Consider the following 16,724-nt stretch of genomic DNA (forward strand, 5'->3'; position numbering starts at 1 on the left):
CCGATGGTAGTGTGGGGTCTCCCCATGCGAGAGTAGGGAACTGCCAGGCATCAAATAGTGAAGAAGCCCCGAACGAAAGTTCGGGGCTTTTTTACGTCCAGATATTAGTAAAAAAACCACTATTTCAACTCTTCTTCAGCCACTGAACAATAAAATCAGCAACCTGCATTGGTTGATTAATATCCAATACCGGCAAATTCACTTCTAAATTTTCATCAGTAGCGATTGCAATCACATACTGATCCAGCAAATCCTCAACCTTACCTTTAACGCCACGCCGCCAAAGTGCAATTTTGGGGACCGCCTCATCTTTAAAACCCTCTACCAGCACCAGATCCAACGTCGAGCTATCCATCTGCGATGCTAATTGCGTCAGACTTAACGGTTTATCGAGTGTTTCAACCATTAACGCCCAGCGCTGATTACTGGCGACGATCACTTGATCCGCCCCAGCTTTGCGCAGTAAATAGCTGTCTTTCCCCGGCGTATCGATATCCATCTGATGATGTGTGTGCTTAATTAAGCCCGATCGAATCCCCTGAGCTTTGAGCAGTGGGATAACTTGCTCGAGCAAGGTCGTTTTTCCGGTCCCACTCCACGCGGAAATCGCCAGTAAGCGCACACTCATAAACACCTTTCCTCATTCACGAGGTCGTCTGGCGTATTGATATTGCGGAACGCAGATTCTGGATCTGAAAACGCAACAGCATGCCCGCCATGCTCACGTAAAAATTGCATTAAGCGTCGCTCGCCGCGCAGTAGCCAGGCTTCAAGATCCTCAGCCAACGCACGATTGACCAGGGCTAAGGCTGGATGATCACGCAGGGAAGACTTCACCCACACGGCGGGCGCATCATTACGCTGCTGCCATAGACGCGCGACGAAATCATTGGGGATCCATGGCGTATCGCAAGCGCAGAAAGCGACCCATTCGGTTTCACTGCTGCGTAAACCACTGAGCATACCAGCCAGCGGTCCGGGATAATCGGGCAATGAATCGGTAACAACCTGACAACCACTTGCCTGATAGCGATCAATGTTACGGTTAGCGCTTATCAACACAATATTGACCTGCGGCCGGAATCGCCGCAAAACGTGCTGATAAAGGGGGTCGCCCTGTAACATCAACAACCCTTTATCCTGGCCTCCCATACGGCTGCCTTGACCACCCGCGAGGATCACGCCAGTAAATGCTGTCATCTTCGTCTCCTTGCTTCATTCTGGACGATACTTACTGAGCGGCAGCGTACCATCTGCATAAAGGAATCAATGATGAAATATCACCGACTCAATGAACTGCTCGAGCTCCTGCAACCCGCATGGCAAAAGGATGCCGATCTCAACTTACTGGCATTTTTGCAAAAACTGGCGCAGGAATCTGGTTTCAGTGGCCCATTAAGTGAATTAACCGATGATGTATTGATTTACCATCTCAAAATGCGTGACACAGACAGCCAGAGTGTCATTCCCGGCCTGAAAAAGGATTATGAAGTGGACTTCAAAACCGCGCTATTACGTGCACGCGGTGTGATTAAGGATGATGAGTAATGTTATCCTTGCGCATTAATCGCAAAGGTAACACACAGGCCAAATGATGAGCGAAGCCGCCTTTAATTTCCAGACGCTGAATCCCGATGTCATCCTTGATGCACTTTGGGATGCGGGTCTGCGTGTCGAATCAGGCTTAACCGCCCTTAATAGCTATGAAAACCGCGTCTATCAGTTCAGCGATGATGATAAACGCCGCTATGTGGCTAAGTTTTATCGTCCGCAGCGCTGGAGCGCGCAACAGGTCCTCGAAGAGCATCAGTTCACTCAGGATTTATTAGAGGATGAAGTGCCGGTTGCCGCGCCGATCGTTCTGCAGGGCAGTACGCTGAATCATCATGCCGGCTTCATGTACGCGGTCTTTCCCAGTTTAGGTGGACGGCAATATGAAACCGATAACGAGGATCAGATGGAATGGGTTGGCCGCTTTCTGGGTCGCATCCATCAAACCGCCAGGCAAAGCCTGTTTCAGCAGCGACCAACTATCGGCCTTGAAGAGTATGTGTTTCAACCGCGTAGGGAGCTAGAGCAAAGCGCGTTAGTACCGGCTTCGCTCAAAGACTTACTGCTTGCTGCCGTTGATAAGCTCAGCGCAACGCTGCAGCAGCGCTGGCATAGCCAGTGGCAGCCGTTAAGGTTGCACGGCGATTGCCATCCCGGCAATATTTTGTGGCGTGAAGGCCCGATGTTTGTCGATCTTGATGATGCCCGTAACGGGCCAGCAGTGCAGGATTTGTGGATGCTGGTCAATGGCGATCGTCAGGAACAGTTGATTCAATGGGACATTTTGCTGGAAGCCTATAATGAATTCGGTGATTTTGATTTACATGAATTGTCACTGATTGAACCTTTACGCGCTATGCGCATGGTTTATTATTTGGCCTGGGTGGTACGCCGCTGGCAGGATCCCGCTTTTCCGCGCGCCTTTCCCTGGATGACAGATGAGGATTTTTGGCGCCGGCAGATTGCATTATTTATCGAGCAGGAAAGGCTGCTACACGAACCGCCGTTGCAGCTTAGCCCGCAATATTAATGAAGTACTCAGGAGATTGTTTCACGATGAAAAAGATCATGTTTGCGCTGGTAGGTTTAATGCTGGCATTTGGCGCCTCAGCGGCACAGTTCAACGATGGTAAGCAGTTCGTTACTTTGCCAAAGCCAGTAGCGGGTGAGCCGCAGGTTCTGGAGTTCTTCTCCTTCTTCTGCCCACATTGCTACCAGTTCGAACGCGTTTATCACGTGAGCGATGCAGTGAAAAAGAACCTGCCGGCGGACACGAAAGTGACCAAATACCACGTTGATTTCCTTGGCGGTCAATTCGGTCCGGTTGTCACTCAGGCATGGGCTGTTGCCATGGCGCTGGGCGTAGAAAGCAAAGTTACTGCACCGATTTTCGACGGTATTCAGAAAACCCAAACCGTGACTGATGCAGCAAGCCTGAAAGAGACCTTTATTAAAGCGGCGGGTATCTCTTCAGAGGATTACGATGCAGCGTGGAACAGCTTCGCAGTAAAAGCGCTGGTTGCCCAGCAGCAGAAAGCGGCAGCAGACGTCAACCTGCAAGGTGTGCCAGCAATCTTTGTTAATGGCAAATATATGGTTAACAACGGTGGCCTGGATACCAGCTCAATGGACAACTTCGTTGCTGATTACGCCAACGTAGTGAAGTTCCTGGTAGAAAAGAAGTAATTTAGTTTTAAGAACGCCGGCACTGCCGGCGTTTTTTATTGCCTTTTTCGTGTTGCTTATACGTTGTATTTATTAACCCTCCGCTTAATATCCACATGGACGATCGTCTTTTCATTAGGACGGATAAGGTCACAGTAAGTATTTAACTAACTGATATAATTTAATTTTTAATATTAAAGTAATTACAATTAACGTAAATAACAATACGTTATGATTTTTACGCACAAACTTATCCACAGATTGATCCTTGCGATCCGTGCCGCGTAACGACGAAAAAGATCCTGACTTCCCCGAGTGCATTCAACATTCTCCTCCGGTTGTGGCATCCTTATAGCCCTCATTATCGCAACGAAGAAAATACGAACCTATGGCGCAAATTGCAGAAAATCCCCTGATTCTGGTCGACGGCTCATCTTATCTGTACCGTGCATATCATGCCTTTCCGCCGCTAACGAACAGTGCAGGCGAGCCAACTGGCGCCATGTATGGTGTGCTCAACATGCTGAAAAGCCTGTTGATGCAGTATCAGCCAAGCCATGTGGCTGTGGTCTTCGATGCGAAAGGCAAAACTTTCCGCGATGAGCTCTTTGAGCACTACAAATCGCACCGTCCGCCGATGCCAGACGATCTGCGAGCGCAGATTGAGCCGCTACATGAAATGGTCAAAGCGATGGGCCTGCCGCTGTTGGCGATCTCTGGCGTTGAGGCGGATGATGTCATCGGTACGCTGGCGCTAGAGGCGGAAAAACTCGGGCGCCCGGTGTTGATCAGCACCGGCGATAAAGATATGGCGCAGTTGGTGACGCCTGCGATCACCTTGATCAACACCATGACCAATACCGTGCTTGGTCCGGAAGAGGTCGAGCAGAAATATGGCGTGCCACCCGCGTTGATTATCGATTTCCTTGCCATGATGGGCGACAGCTCGGACAACATTCCGGGCGTGCCGGGCGTTGGTGAGAAAACCGCACAGGCGCTGCTGCAAGGCTTGGGCGGTATGCAGTCAATCTATGACAATCTCGATAAAGTGGCCGATCTCTCGTTCCGCGGCGCGAAAACCATGGCGGCGAAGCTGGAGCAAAATCGCGATGTCGCTTTCCTGTCTTATCAGCTGGCAACCATCAAAACCGACGTTGAGTTGGATCTGACGTGCGATCAGCTTGTCGTCAATGAACCCAATGTAGAAGCACTGCAAACCTTGTTTAGCCGCTATGAATTTAAGCGCTGGATCACCGATTTGCAGGATGGCTCATGGCTGCAACAAGGTAAAAAGAGCAACGCGCAGACTAAGAAAGCGCAGCTCAGCGAACCTGCTGCGCCCGCTGCCGAAGCGACCAGCGTGCTCTCTGCGGATGGCTACGTCACTATCCTCGATGAAGCGACATTTGCTGAATGGCTGAAAAAGCTGAAAAGCGTCGAGCTCTTCGCTTTCGATCTTGAGACCGACTCGTTGGATACCTTAAGCGCCAATATTGTCGGTATTGGGTTTGCCGTCGCGCCGGGTGAAGCGGCTTATCTGCCGGTCGCTCACGATTATCTGGATGCGCCAGATCAGCTGGATCGTAGCGAAGTACTGAAGCAGCTAAAACCGCTGCTGGAAGATGGCAAAGCGGCGAAGGTTGGCCAGAATCTCAAATACGATCGCGGCGTGCTGAAGAACTACGACATTGAACTGAACGGCATCAAATTCGACACCATGCTGGAATCCTATTGCCTGAACAGCGTGGGTGGAAAACACGATATGGATAGCCTGGCCGCGCGCTGGCTGAACCATAAAACGGTGACTTTCGAAGAGATCGCGGGCAAAGGCAAAAACCAGCTCACTTTTAACCAAATTGCTATCGAGCAAGCCGGCCACTATGCGGCGGAAGATGCCGATGTCACGCTGCAATTGCATCTGAAAATGTGGGAGAAGCTGGAGCCGGAAGCGGGACCGAAACAGGTATTTGAAGAGATCGAAATGCCGTTGTTGAAGGTGATATCGCGTATTGAGCGCAACGGCGTGCTAATTGACCAGAATATCCTGGCGAAACACTCGCAGGAGCTGACCACGCGTGTGGCAGAGCTGGAGCTGAAAGCGCACGAGCTGGCGGGCGAACCGTTCAATCTCTCGTCACCTAAACAGCTGCAAACCATTCTGTTTGAAAAGCAGGGAATCAAGCCAACCAAGAAAACGCCGGGCGGCGCACCGTCGACCAGCGAAGAAGTGTTGGCTGAGCTGGCGCTCGATTATCCATTGCCGAAAGTGATTCTTGAACATCGTGGTTTATCGAAGTTGAAATCAACTTACACCGACAAGCTGCCACTGATGATCAATCCGGTTACCGGCCGCGTGCATACTTCCTATCATCAGGCGGTAACCGCGACAGGACGACTCTCGTCTACCGATCCCAATCTGCAGAATATCCCGGTGCGCAACGAAGAAGGGCGTCGTATTCGTCAGGCGTTTATCGCCGGGTCGGGCAATCGTATTGTTGCTGCGGACTACTCACAGATTGAACTGCGCATCATGGCGCATCTGTCGCAAGACAAAGGCCTGCTGGATGCGTTTGCCCAGGGCGAAGATATTCACCGCGCCACCGCGTCAGAGGTGTTTGGTGTGGCGTTGAGCAAAGTTTCTGGTGAGCAGCGCCGCAGTGCTAAGGCGATCAACTTTGGCCTGATCTACGGAATGAGCGCATTTGGTCTCTCCCGCCAGCTGAATATCGGCGCGGGTGAGGCGAAAAAATATATGGATCTCTACTTTGAACGCTACCCGGGCGTGCTGCGTTATATGGAAGAGACGCGCGCGAAGGCGGCAGAGAAAGGCTATGTAGAAACGCTTGACGGTCGTCGCTTGTGGCTACCTGATATCACCTCCAGCAATGCCATTCGTCGTAAAGCGGCGGAGCGTGCGGCGATCAACGCCCCAATGCAAGGCACGGCGGCAGACATCATCAAACGCGCGATGATTGCAGTGGATGGCTGGCTGTTAGAGCAAAAAGACGATGCTGTGCGCATGATTATGCAGGTACACGATGAACTGGTGTTTGAGATCCGCAGCGACGCGGTAGATGGCTCGATTAAGACCATCCGTGACCTGATGGAGAACAGCATGAAGCTGGATGTGCCATTGCAGGTTGAAGTCGGAACCGGCGATAACTGGGATGAGGCGCACTGATTACGCGCATTCAGCGGCACTTGCGTGTCGCTGACATCATCATAAGAAAAAAGTTTACTTAATCGGTTCAGCAACTCCACAAAGCGGTCTATTAAATGCGCGTTTTGTAACTGCTTATCGGCTAAGCATTTTTTTAGTAATTAAACTACATCGCACACGTGAAAGTGTGATGAGCTTAGTAAAAAAGATGTCAAATCCTGAAACTTAACAACAAAAAACCCTTTGTAGGGCGCGGAAAATCAGGTAGAGTTTGTCGCGTAGGGTACAGAGGTAAGATGTTCTATCTTTCAGACCTTTTACTTCACGTAATCGGATTTGGCTGAATATTTAGCCGCCCCAGTCATTTATGACTGGGGCGTTTTTTATTGGGCTTTTTTCGCAAAAGCCGCAACAAAATTACTCTGCTGTTTCTTCGCCGTCGCCTTCTTGCGCAGGCTCCAGTTCGCTAAACCAGCTATCCAGCTTCTTACGCACAATATCAACGCCCATCTTCTTCAATGACGAGAACATTTCTACCTGCACATCACCGTTAAAGGCCAGCGACGCTTCGCGTACCATCGTCAGTTGTGCTTTACGCGCGCCTGATGCCAGCTTGTCGGCTTTGGTCAGCAAGACCAGCACGGGAATCTGGCTCTGTACAGCCCATTCAATCATGTTCTGATCGAGGTCTTTCAGCGGATGGCGAATATCCATCAATACCACCAAGCCTTTCAATGCCTGGCGTTTCTGTAAATATTCCGCCAGAGACTTTTGCCATTTGCGCTTCATCTCTTCCGGAACCTGGGCATAGCCATAACCGGGTAAATCGACCAGACATTTACCTTCAACCACTTCAAACAGGTTAATCAGCTGGGTACGACCTGGCGTTTTACTGGTACGTGCCAGACCCTTTTGATTGGTGATGGTGTTCAGCGCGCTGGATTTGCCTGCATTCGAGCGCCCGGCAAAAGCAACTTCAATACCCACATCCGCCGGTAAATGGCGAATATCCGGGGCGCTGAGCATGAAATGGGTCATGTGATAGTTCAAAGCAGACAAAGTGAAACTCCAGCAAAATGAATCGGGCAATTGGGCTGATTATACCTGTAATGGCGCAAAAGTGCCCGATAGCGTCTAAACGCGTCATTTTGTAAGAGATCTATGATTTTTACTGCCAGTGATTACCGCTTCATGGAATATTAACAATCATTTTAGGCATTTAATTTCAATGGCTTGAGATGTTTGTAGGAAATGCCACTCTAAAATAGAGACAAGTCTCACTTGTTCATTTTACCTATTAGTCTACATTTGTTGTCAGTGCACGGCAGCACCCATCAGGATGATGAGCTCAGGAGTGTCGGGGATGACCAAGAGCATGGCGGGAAGCGATTCAGGCAGGAATCGGACAAGGACAGGGAATAATCGCAGGAGCGATGTGGCGATGGAGCAACCGGGACGTTGTGAGCCGTAAAGGATTTATTCAGTGTTTCCTTCGTATGAAGGTGCGATAAAAGGCGATAGCATAGGCTATCGCCTTTTTTCTTTGCTTACTTTCTGCTAGATTTCGCCGCAATTCTATACTGAACTCACAAAGCACCGCCGAGACCGGACACCATGAAGCAACCTGCATCAGCCCCGCGTGGCAAACCTGCTGCGAAAGCCAAACGCAAATCGCGTGAAGACCTTAATCAGGAAGCGCGCGATCGCAAACGCGATAAAAAGCATAGCGGCCATAAATCTGGCAGCCGTGCCAATCCGGAAACGCAAACCGCTGGCAAAGGTCAGGGTAAAAAAGCTCAGGATCCACGCCTGGGAAGCAAAACGCCGATCGCATTAGTCGCTGATGGTAAAACCCAGCCGGCGAAAAAACCTGAAGCGAAACCAAAGCCAAAAGCGGAAAAAGTTCGCCTGACGCCGCAAGAAGAGCTGGCGAAGCTGGAAAATGACGAACGTTTGGATACGCTGCTGGATCGCCTGGAAAACGGTGAAACCTTGAGTGGCGAAGATCAGGCCTGGCTGGATCAAACCTTAGACCGCATTGACGAGCTAATGGAAACGCTGGGCATCGCGTTGGATGACGAAGCGGAAGATGAGCAGGCCGAAGAAGATATGATGCGCCTGCTCAAAGGCAATTAAGGCCAATCTTGATCGGCATGCGTTTTCGCGCATGCCGCGCTGAACAGGTATTCACCTATGTTTTGGCCTGGATCAATTTTCGCGCTGCTGCTGACATGTTATCTGCTCTGGTTATTGTTTAAACTACGCCGCCTGTCGCGTCTGAAGTCGCGTTTACGTCGGCGTTCAGCCCATCGCTTCGTCCACTCTTCTGCTACGCGACCCTCTCTCAGACGACGTCACCGTAAGGAGTGAGCATGTCATTGCAGCAGATTGATTGGGATCAGCGCCTCATCGAAAAATACAATTACGCTGGCCCGCGCTATACCTCTTATCCCACCGCGCTTGAGTTTAGTGAGAACTTTAGTGAGGCAGATTTTCAGCACGCCGTGCAGCGCTATCCCGATCGTCCGTTATCGCTGTATGTGCATATTCCGTTTTGCCATCGTCTTTGCTACTTCTGTGGCTGCAATAAAATCGTGACGCGCCAGCTGCATAAAGCCGATCGCTACCTCGATGTGCTGGAGCAGGAAATCCGCCAGCGTGCGCCCTTGTTTGCGGGCCGCTGCGTCACTCAGCTGCATTGGGGCGGCGGTACGCCGACATTCCTCAACCAGCAGCAGGTGAGCCGGCTGGTGGCGCTGCTACGCGATCATTTTACCATTGCCGATGATGTTGAAATGTCGATCGAAGTTGATCCGCGTGAAATCGAACTGGAGATGATCGATCATCTGCGCGCGGAAGGTTTTAATCGCCTGAGCATGGGCGTGCAGGACTTTAATAAAGCGGTGCAGGAACGCGTGAATCGCGTGCAGGATGAAGAAACCATCTTTGCGCTGGTGCAGCGTGCGCGTGAGCAGGGCTTCCGTTCGGTTAGCCTCGATCTGATTTATGGCTTGCCGCTGCAGACGCCGGAAAGCTTCGCCTTCACTTTACAGCGTGTTATTGCACTCAATCCCGATCGCCTCAGCGTCTTCAACTATGCGCACATGCCAGCGCTGTTCGCTGCGCAGCGCAAGATTAAAGATGACGAGCTGCCAGGCGCGGCACAGAAACTGCAAATCCTGCAGGAAACCATCGCCACCTTAACCGGCGAAGGTTACCAGTTTATCGGCATGGATCACTTCGCGCGTCCGGATGATGAACTGGCGGTGGCACAACGCGCCGGCGAACTGCATCGTAATTTTCAGGGCTACACCACTCAGGGCGAAACCGATCTGCTCGGTTTGGGCGTGTCGGCCATCAGTATGCTGGGCGACAGCTATGCGCAAAATCACAAAGAGTTGAAAGCCTATTACGCAGATGTCGAGCAGCGCGGCAATGCGCTGTGGCGCGGGCTCACGTTGAGTGACGATGATTGTTTGCGCCGCGATGTGATTAAAGCCTTAATCTGCAATTTCGCACTGGATTTTGCCGCGATAGAAGCGCAATACCCGATTGAGTTTGAACGTTATTTTGCCGAGGATTTAGCGCTGTCAGCGCCGCTGGTGGCGGATGGATTAGTGGAACAGCGCGGTCGCAGCCTGCACGTTACTGGCGTTGGGCGTTTGCTGATTCGAAACATTTGTATGTGCTTCGATGTGTATATGCGCCAAAAGGTGCGCATGCAGCAGTTCTCGCGAGTGATATAAAAAAGGGGAGCCCATTCGCTCCCCTGTATTAACACGCACAACGTGCGCGTTATTCCATTCCCAGCTCTTTCAGCTTACGCGTCAAGGTATTACGTCCCCAGCCGAGCAAGCGTGCCGCTTCCTGTTTGTGCCCTTGCGTGTGACGCAGCGCGGTGGTGAGCAGCGTGCGCTCCATCTCCGGCTGTGCTTCCGACAACAGGTTTTGATGACCGGAACGCAAGGCGCGATCTGCCCACTGCGCCAGCAGCGTGGCCCAGCTATCCGGCAACGATTGCACCGGATTGTCTGGCGTGCTGGATTCAAACAGTTCAGGCGGAAGATCCTGAATCAATACTTCCTGGCCAGCTGCCATCACCGTCAACCAGCGACAGGTATTTTCCAGCTGGCGCACGTTACCGGACCAATGCAGACGCGTCAGCGCGGTTTCGGTTTCCGGATGCAGAATCTTCGCTTCCACGCCTAACTCACGCGCAGCGACCTGCAGGAAGTAACGCGCCAGGCGCGGAATATCTTCGCGGCGTTCACGCAGCGGCGGCAGATGAACGCGAATCACGTTAAGACGATGGAACAAGTCTTCACGGAATTTGCCTTCCTGCACGCGCAGCTCAAGATTCTGGTGGGTTGCCGCGATGATACGCACATCCACTTTCACCGGCGCATAGCCGCCAACGCGATAAAACTGGCCATCGGCCAAAACGCGCAATAAGCGGGTTTGCACATCAAGCGGCATGTCACCAATTTCATCGAGGAACAGCGTGCCGCCATCGGCCTGCTCAAAACGTCCCTGACGAATCTGGTTAGCACCGGTAAACGCGCCTTTCTCGTGACCAAACAGCTCTGATTCAATCAAATCTTTGGGTATCGCCGCCATGTTCAGCGCGATAAAAGGGGACTTCGCACGCGGACTATGACGATGCAGCGCATGGGCGACCAACTCTTTACCGGTACCGGATTCACCGTTGATCAGCACGCTAATTGAGGAGCGTGAAAGACGACCAATGATGCGGAACACATCCTGCATGGCCGGCGCTTCGCCGATAATGTCGGTGGTTGGGCCGCTGACGGGCTGATTACGCGGCTGCTGCTGTTCCTGATAATGGCTAATCGCACGCTCAACCAGCGCCACCGCTTCATCAATATCAAACGGCTTTGGCAGGTAATCAAACGCACCTTGCTGATAAGCGCTGACGGCGGCATCCAGATCGGAGTGCGCGGTCATAATGATGACCGGCAGCATCGGATGGCGCTGCTTAATCTGTTTCAGAAGCGCAAGTCCATCCATGCCAGGCATACGAATGTCTGACAATAATACGTCTGGGGTTTTGCTTGCGAGCGCGTCCAATACCTCGTTAGCGCTGTCAAAGGTTGCACAGCTCAAACCGGCTCCAGTGAGTGCCCTTTCAAGCACCCAGCGGATGGAGCTATCGTCATCGACGATCCAGACTATCCCTCGTTGCATAGAAACCTCACTGGCGAATAGGCAGGTAAACCGAGAATTCGGTGTGTCCTGGCCAACTGTTAAATTCTATTTTCCCTGAATGCTGATCGATCAGGCTACGGGCGATGGACAGACCTAAACCGGTGCCGCCTTCGCGTCCGCTAACCATCGGATAGAACAGGGTGTCTTGTAGCTGGGCCGGAATCCCTGGGCCATCATCTTCAATATCAATACGTGCAACTAAACGGTAACGCGTGCCGTGCAGCGTGAGCTGGAAGGCAGTACGCGTGCGAATCACAATGGTGCCGCCTTCATCGCCTAAAGCTTGCAGGGCGTTACGCACCACATTCAACAGCACTTGTTCAATCTGGTCGGGATCGTGCGGCAATTCTGGCAGGCTTGGATCGTAATCACGCACCAGCGAGACGTTATCCGGCAACTCCATCGACACCAGATTCACCACGCGCTCGGCGACCTGATGAATGCTTTGCGTTACGTGCAAGCCCGGCTGTTGCGGGCCGAGCAGGCGATCGACCAGATTACGCAGTCGGTCGGCTTGCTCAATGATGATGCGCGTATATTCATGCAGGGAAGGATCGGGTAACGCGCGAGTCAGCAACTGCGCGGCGCCACGTAATCCTCCCAGCGGGTTTTTGATTTCATGCGCCAAACCGCGCACTAAATCGCGGGCAGCGACCTGCTGAGCATGCTGAATTTGTTCCTGGCTGAGACGACGTTGATTATCCATTGGCGCCATTTCCAGCAGAATAAAGCCATCCGGTAAGCGCTGTGCCGTGAGCGACATAATGTGCGCGCGACCATCGACCACCAACGTGACTTCGCTATCGGTAAAGCCCTGGCCAGCTCCGAGACTCTCGCTCATCACCTCAATATTCAGCGAAAAATAGCCGGTTAATTCCGGTAATGGCGTGCCGAACAATTTACGTGAGCTTTGCGCCAGTAATTGCTGAGCCGCCGGATTGGCGTAATGGATAACTAAATCGTTATCGACCAGCAAAATACTGTTGATCAGTGAGTTGAGAATCTGCCCCGCGTCGGGCAGCGTGCCAGTTGCCATACAGCGTTCCTCTGCACTAATTTAGTGCATTATAGCCTTTCAGGACGGAAATCTGTGCTTCGAACCATGAATGCGCGGAGAAAAAAGCCCATCCGGAGATGGGCTAAAGTTTCCACGGCAATATAAAATCTTCGGCGTCTTTTACACCGCCGCTGCGTTGGCTGCACTCGTTCACCCGAGTCACTGAGTTATCTCAGCTCCCCGGGATTCTCTCGATTGCCGCCTTGCGGCGATGCAAAATCCGCGAATCTTTAATGCTGATTAAACGCTGTAGTACAGTTCGAACTCAACTGGGTGCGGAGTCATACGCACGCGGTCAACGTCTGGCTTACGCAGTTCGATGTATGCATCGATAGCGTCATCAGTGAACACGCCGCCACGGGTCAGGAACTCGCGGTCTTCGTTCAGTGCGTTCAGTGCTTCTTCCAGAGAACCTGCAACTTTTGGAATCTCAGCTTCTTCTTCCGGAGGCAGGTCATACAGGTTTTTGTCCATCGCATCGCCAGGGTGGATCTTGTTGATAACACCATCAAGACCGGCCATCAGCAGCGCGGTGAATGCCAGGTATGGGTTAGCCGCTGGATCCGGGAAGCGTGCTTCGATACGACGTGCTTTCGGGCTAGCAACCACTGGAATACGGATAGAAGCAGAACGGTTACGGGCAGAGTAAGCCAGCATAACTGGTGCTTCGTAGCCTGGGACCAGACGCTTGTATGAGTTGGTGGTTGGGTTCGCCAGGGCGTTGATCGCTTTAGCGTGCTTGATGATACCGCCGATGTAGAACAGAGCCGTTTCAGACAGGCCGCCGTACTTGTCGCCAGAGAACAGGTTCACGCCGCCTTTTGACAGGGACATGTGGCAGTGCATACCAGAACCGTTATCGCCGAACATTGGCTTAGGCATGAAGGTTGCAGTTTTGCCGTACGCGTGAGCAACGTTGTGCACCACGTATTTGTAGATCTGAATTTCGTCAGCTTTTTTGGTCATGGTGTTGAAGCGGGTTGCCACTTCGTTCTGACCAGCAGTTGCTACTTCGTGGTGATGTGCTTCAACCACCAGACCCATCTGCTCCATGGTCAGACACATGGCAGAACGGATGTCCTGTGCTGAGTCAACCGGTGGCACTGGGAAGTAACCGCCTTTCAGACCTGGACGGTGACCTTTGTTACCGCCTTCGTACTCTTTACCGGTGTTCCATGCTGCTTCGATATCGTCGATAGCAACGTGTGAACCTGAAGTAGAAGAACCGAAACGGATGTCATCGAACAGGAAGAACTCTGGCTCTGGTCCAAACAGCACGGTATCCGCGATGCCTGAAGAACGCAGGAACTCTTCTGCACGCTTAGCAATGGAGCGTGGGTCACGGTCGTAGCCCTGCAGTGTGCCTGGCTCAAGGATGTCGCAACGGATGATCAGGGTCGAGTCTTCGAAGAACGGATCCATTACTGCAGTGGTTGCATCCGGCATCAGCACCATGTCTGATTCGTTAATGCCTTTCCAGCCACCGATGGAGGAGCCATCGAACATTTTGCCTTCTTCGAAGAAGTCAGCGTTAACCTGGTGAGCAGGGATAGTAACGTGCTGTTCTTTACCTTTGGTATCGGTAAAACGCAGGTCAACAAACTTAACTTCATGCTCGTTCATCATCGAGAGAACGTGTTCAGCGGACATACTCAACTCTCCTGGAAATGGTCATTATCGTCATGGTGAGAGAACTTCGTTGCCGGGAATGTGTCACGACTGCTAACCATTCCTAACCAAAGATCTCGGCAAGCTCTATCAACCGTTTTATAACTGTCGTTTTCGCTTAAAATATATAAAGCGAATTCTGTGCCAACTTTATGACAATGGTGAAAATGGCGCTACAATGCGCCCTTTCGTGAGTCGAAGGCTGCACCAGGATGGATTGCATGCATCGTTATGGTGCACCATGGGTGAAGTTAAGCACTAAATTGGTGCAAATTGCCATCGCAGTGCAGATTAATGCACCGTAAACGGTGCTAAAAACCAGCGCTACGAGAAACTTTCGGCGAAATCTGTGATCATGTTCAGTCTTCCGCTTAATCCGTGTACAATACCGCGTTATTTCTATAATGCCTGAGGCAAAGCTGTGATCGAAAATTTGCGTAACATCGCCATCATCGCGCACGTTGACCATGGTAAGACCACCCTGGTTGACAAGCTGCTCCAACAGTCCGGTACTTTTGATGCTCGTACCGAAGCGACTGAGCGCGTAATGGACTCCAACGATTTGGAGAAAGAGCGTGGGATTACCATCCTCGCAAAAAACACCGCCATCAAATGGAATGACTACCGTATCAACATCGTTGATACCCCAGGACACGCCGACTTCGGTGGTGAAGTGGAGCGCGTCATGTCCATGGTGGATTCGGTGCTGCTGGTTGTAGATGCGATGGATGGCCCTATGCCGCAAACCCGCTTCGTAACCAAGAAAGCATTTGCTCATGGTTTGAAGCCGATTGTGGTTATCAACAAAGTTGACCGTCCGGGCGCGCGTCCTGATTGGGTTGTTGATCAGGTATTTGACCTGTTCGTTAACCTGGATGCGACTGACGAGCAGCTGGACTTCCCGATCATCTTCGCTTCGGCGTTGAATGGTATCGCGGGTCTGGAACACACCGACATGGCTGACGACATGACCCCGCTGTATCAGGCGATCGTTGACCACGTTTCTCCACCTCAGGTTGAAGTTGAAGCGCCACTGCAGATGCAAATCTCGCAGCTGGACTACAACAACTATCTGGGCGTGATCGGCATCGGCCGCATCAAGCGCGGTACCGTGAAGCCGAACCAGCAAGTCACTATCATTGATAGCGAAGGCAAAACCCGTAACGGTAAAGTCGGTAAAGTGTTGGGCCACCTTGGTCTGGAGCGTATCGAAAGCACCCTGGCGGAAGCGGGCGACATCATCGCGATCACCGGTCTGGGCGAGCTGAACATCTCTGACACCATCTGCGACACGCAGAATGTGGAAGCGTTGCCAGCCCTGAGCGTCGACGAACCAACCGTAACCATGTTCTTCAACGTGAACACCTCACCGTTCTGCGGTAAAGAAGGTAAGTTCGTGACTTCGCGCCAGATCCTGGAGCGTCTGAACAAAGAACTGGTACACAACGTGGCACTGCGCGTTGAAGAAACCGAAGATTCGGATGCGTTCCGCGTTTCTGGTCGTGGTGAGCTGCACTTGTCGGTTCTGATCGAGAACATGCGTCGTGAAGGTTTCGAGCTGGCGGTATCCCGTCCGAAAGTAATCTTCCGCGAGTTCGAAGGCCGTAAGCAGGAGCCATTCGAAAACGTGACCCTCGACATCGAAGAAACCCATCAGGGTTCTGTGATGCAAGCGATGGGTGAGCGTAAAGGCGACCTGAAAAACATGGATCCAGATGGCAAAGGCCGTGTACGTCTTGACTACATGATCCCAAGCCGTGGTCTGATCGGCTTCCGTAACGAATTCATGACCATGACTTCAGGTACCGGTCTGCTGTACTCCACCTTCAGCCACTACGACGACGTTCGTCCAGGCGAAGTGGGCCAGCGTCAGAACGGCGTGCTGATCTCAAACGGTCAGGGTAAAGCGGTCGCGTTCGCCCTGTTCGGTCTGCAGGATCGCGGTAAGCTGTTCCTGGGTCACGGTGCGGAAGTATATGAAGGCCAGATCATCGGTATTCACAGCCGTTCTAACGACCTGACAGTAAACTGCCTGACCGGTAAGAAACTGACCAACATGCGTGCGTCAGGTACTGACGAAGCCACCACTCTGGTTCCACCGCAGAAAATGACGCTGGAACAGGCTATCGAGTTCATCGATGATGACGAACTGGTAGAAGTGACTCCGTTGTCAGTCCGTATTCGTAAACGTCACCTGACCGAGAACGATCGTAAGCGTTCTTCTCGCGGCAGCAAAGAGTAAGCGAAACAGTCTGATATTGAGCCCCGCACTTGCGGGGCTTTTTTATGCCTGCAACCCGCTGCAACGCTCGCTTAATGAAGTTTGGCTCCGCTTCCAGATTACTGATTTCCCACCTTTCGTCCCTGTTCAGCTCCCACTTTTGCCGCTAAAGTGAA

General features: G+C 52.0%; 13 protein-coding genes. 7 read left to right on the top strand and 6 right to left on the bottom strand.

What is annotated here, in order from left to right:
- Positions 1-124: 124 nt before the first annotated feature.
- A complete protein-coding gene (mobB, locus tag FHW71_RS22645; RefSeq protein WP_179453151.1) occupies positions 125-628 on the bottom strand; it encodes a molybdopterin-guanine dinucleotide biosynthesis protein MobB in 504 nt (167 codons plus the stop codon).
- Positions 625-1,200, bottom strand: a complete 576-nt coding sequence (mobA, locus tag FHW71_RS22650) for a molybdenum cofactor guanylyltransferase MobA (RefSeq protein WP_179453152.1) — start codon at positions 1,198-1,200, stop codon at positions 625-627. Before mobA ends, mobB begins: the two co-directional genes overlap by 4 nt.
- A gap of 72 nt (positions 1,201-1,272) precedes the next feature.
- On the opposite strand from mobA, the gene FHW71_RS22655 reads away from it, so the two are divergent.
- The 4 genes from FHW71_RS22655 to polA all read left to right on the top strand — a co-directional run bounded on the left by FHW71_RS22655 (position 1,273) and on the right by polA (position 6,397).
- Positions 1,273-1,548: a YihD family protein gene (locus tag FHW71_RS22655; protein WP_179453153.1), complete on the top strand. Its 276-nt coding sequence runs from the start codon at positions 1,273-1,275 to the stop codon at positions 1,546-1,548.
- A 46-nt stretch (positions 1,549-1,594) separates the two neighbouring features.
- Complete coding sequence (locus FHW71_RS22660; protein WP_179453154.1) at positions 1,595-2,581, top strand: serine/threonine protein kinase; 987 nt, start codon at positions 1,595-1,597, stop codon at positions 2,579-2,581.
- A 26-nt stretch (positions 2,582-2,607) separates the two neighbouring features.
- Positions 2,608-3,237, top strand: coding sequence for a thiol:disulfide interchange protein DsbA (gene dsbA, locus FHW71_RS22665; protein WP_008109808.1), 630 nt, complete (start codon positions 2,608-2,610; stop codon positions 3,235-3,237).
- Between the two features lie 367 nt (positions 3,238-3,604).
- On the top strand, positions 3,605-6,397 hold the full coding sequence (polA, locus tag FHW71_RS22670; protein WP_179453155.1) for a DNA polymerase I: 2,793 nt from the start codon (positions 3,605-3,607) through the stop codon (positions 6,395-6,397).
- Between the two features lie 396 nt (positions 6,398-6,793).
- Here the strand turns inward: polA and yihA are convergent, their stop codons facing one another.
- A complete protein-coding gene (yihA, locus tag FHW71_RS22675; protein ID WP_008109805.1) occupies positions 6,794-7,435 on the bottom strand; it encodes a ribosome biogenesis GTP-binding protein YihA/YsxC in 642 nt (213 codons plus the stop codon).
- A gap of 555 nt (positions 7,436-7,990) precedes the next feature.
- On the opposite strand from yihA, the gene yihI reads away from it, so the two are divergent.
- Positions 7,991-8,512 (top strand): Der GTPase-activating protein YihI, encoded by a 522-nt coding sequence (gene yihI, locus FHW71_RS22680; protein ID WP_008109804.1) that lies wholly within the window; start codon positions 7,991-7,993, stop codon positions 8,510-8,512.
- A 236-nt stretch (positions 8,513-8,748) separates the two neighbouring features.
- Positions 8,749-10,122: an oxygen-independent coproporphyrinogen III oxidase gene (hemN, locus tag FHW71_RS22685; protein WP_179453156.1), complete on the top strand. Its 1,374-nt coding sequence runs from the start codon at positions 8,749-8,751 to the stop codon at positions 10,120-10,122.
- A 49-nt stretch (positions 10,123-10,171) separates the two neighbouring features.
- Here hemN and glnG read toward each other — a convergent pair whose 3' ends face one another.
- From glnG to glnA, 3 genes are all read right to left on the bottom strand, one after another.
- Positions 10,172-11,581, bottom strand: a complete 1,410-nt coding sequence (gene glnG / locus FHW71_RS22690; RefSeq protein ID WP_008109800.1) for a nitrogen regulation protein NR(I) — start codon at positions 11,579-11,581, stop codon at positions 10,172-10,174.
- A 7-nt stretch (positions 11,582-11,588) separates the two neighbouring features.
- The gene (gene glnL, locus FHW71_RS22695; protein WP_008109798.1) at positions 11,589-12,638 is read right to left on the bottom strand and encodes a nitrogen regulation protein NR(II); all 1,050 of its coding nucleotides are present in this window, start codon (positions 12,636-12,638) and stop codon (positions 11,589-11,591) included.
- Between the two features lie 261 nt (positions 12,639-12,899).
- On the bottom strand, positions 12,900-14,309 hold the full coding sequence (gene glnA, locus FHW71_RS22700) for a glutamate--ammonia ligase (protein ID WP_008109796.1): 1,410 nt from the start codon (positions 14,307-14,309) through the stop codon (positions 12,900-12,902).
- Positions 14,310-14,748: 439 nt separating this feature from the next.
- Here glnA and typA point away from each other — a divergent pair, with 439 nt between their 5' ends.
- On the top strand, positions 14,749-16,569 hold the full coding sequence (gene typA, locus FHW71_RS22705; RefSeq protein WP_007885247.1) for a ribosome-dependent GTPase TypA: 1,821 nt from the start codon (positions 14,749-14,751) through the stop codon (positions 16,567-16,569).
- Positions 16,570-16,724 lie beyond the last annotated feature (155 nt).

It is taken from the genome of Enterobacter sp. Sphag1F (assembly GCF_014193275.1).
In the GTDB taxonomy this organism is placed as follows: domain Bacteria; phylum Pseudomonadota; class Gammaproteobacteria; order Enterobacterales; family Enterobacteriaceae; genus Pantoea; species Pantoea symbiotica.

Bases quoted from the DNA above. Each gene is read 5' to 3' on its own strand.
- mobB (WP_179453151.1), bottom strand. From the start codon at position 628: ATGAGTGTGCGCTTACTGGCGATTTCCGCGTGGAGTGGGACCGGAAAA.
- mobA (WP_179453152.1), bottom strand. From the start codon at position 1,200: ATGACAGCATTTACTGGCGTGATCCTCGCGGGTGGTCAAGGCAGCCGT.
- FHW71_RS22655 (WP_179453153.1), top strand. From the start codon at position 1,273: ATGAAATATCACCGACTCAATGAACTGCTCGAGCTCCTGCAACCCGCA.
- FHW71_RS22660 (WP_179453154.1), top strand. From the start codon at position 1,595: ATGAGCGAAGCCGCCTTTAATTTCCAGACGCTGAATCCCGATGTCATC.
- dsbA (WP_008109808.1), top strand. From the start codon at position 2,608: ATGAAAAAGATCATGTTTGCGCTGGTAGGTTTAATGCTGGCATTTGGC.
- polA (WP_179453155.1), top strand. From the start codon at position 3,605: ATGGCGCAAATTGCAGAAAATCCCCTGATTCTGGTCGACGGCTCATCT.
- yihI (WP_008109804.1), top strand. From the start codon at position 7,991: ATGAAGCAACCTGCATCAGCCCCGCGTGGCAAACCTGCTGCGAAAGCC.
- hemN (WP_179453156.1), top strand. From the start codon at position 8,749: ATGTCATTGCAGCAGATTGATTGGGATCAGCGCCTCATCGAAAAATAC.
- glnG (WP_008109800.1), bottom strand. From the start codon at position 11,581: ATGCAACGAGGGATAGTCTGGATCGTCGATGACGATAGCTCCATCCGC.
- glnL (WP_008109798.1), bottom strand. From the start codon at position 12,638: ATGGCAACTGGCACGCTGCCCGACGCGGGGCAGATTCTCAACTCACTG.
- glnA (WP_008109796.1), bottom strand. From the start codon at position 14,309: ATGTCCGCTGAACACGTTCTCTCGATGATGAACGAGCATGAAGTTAAG.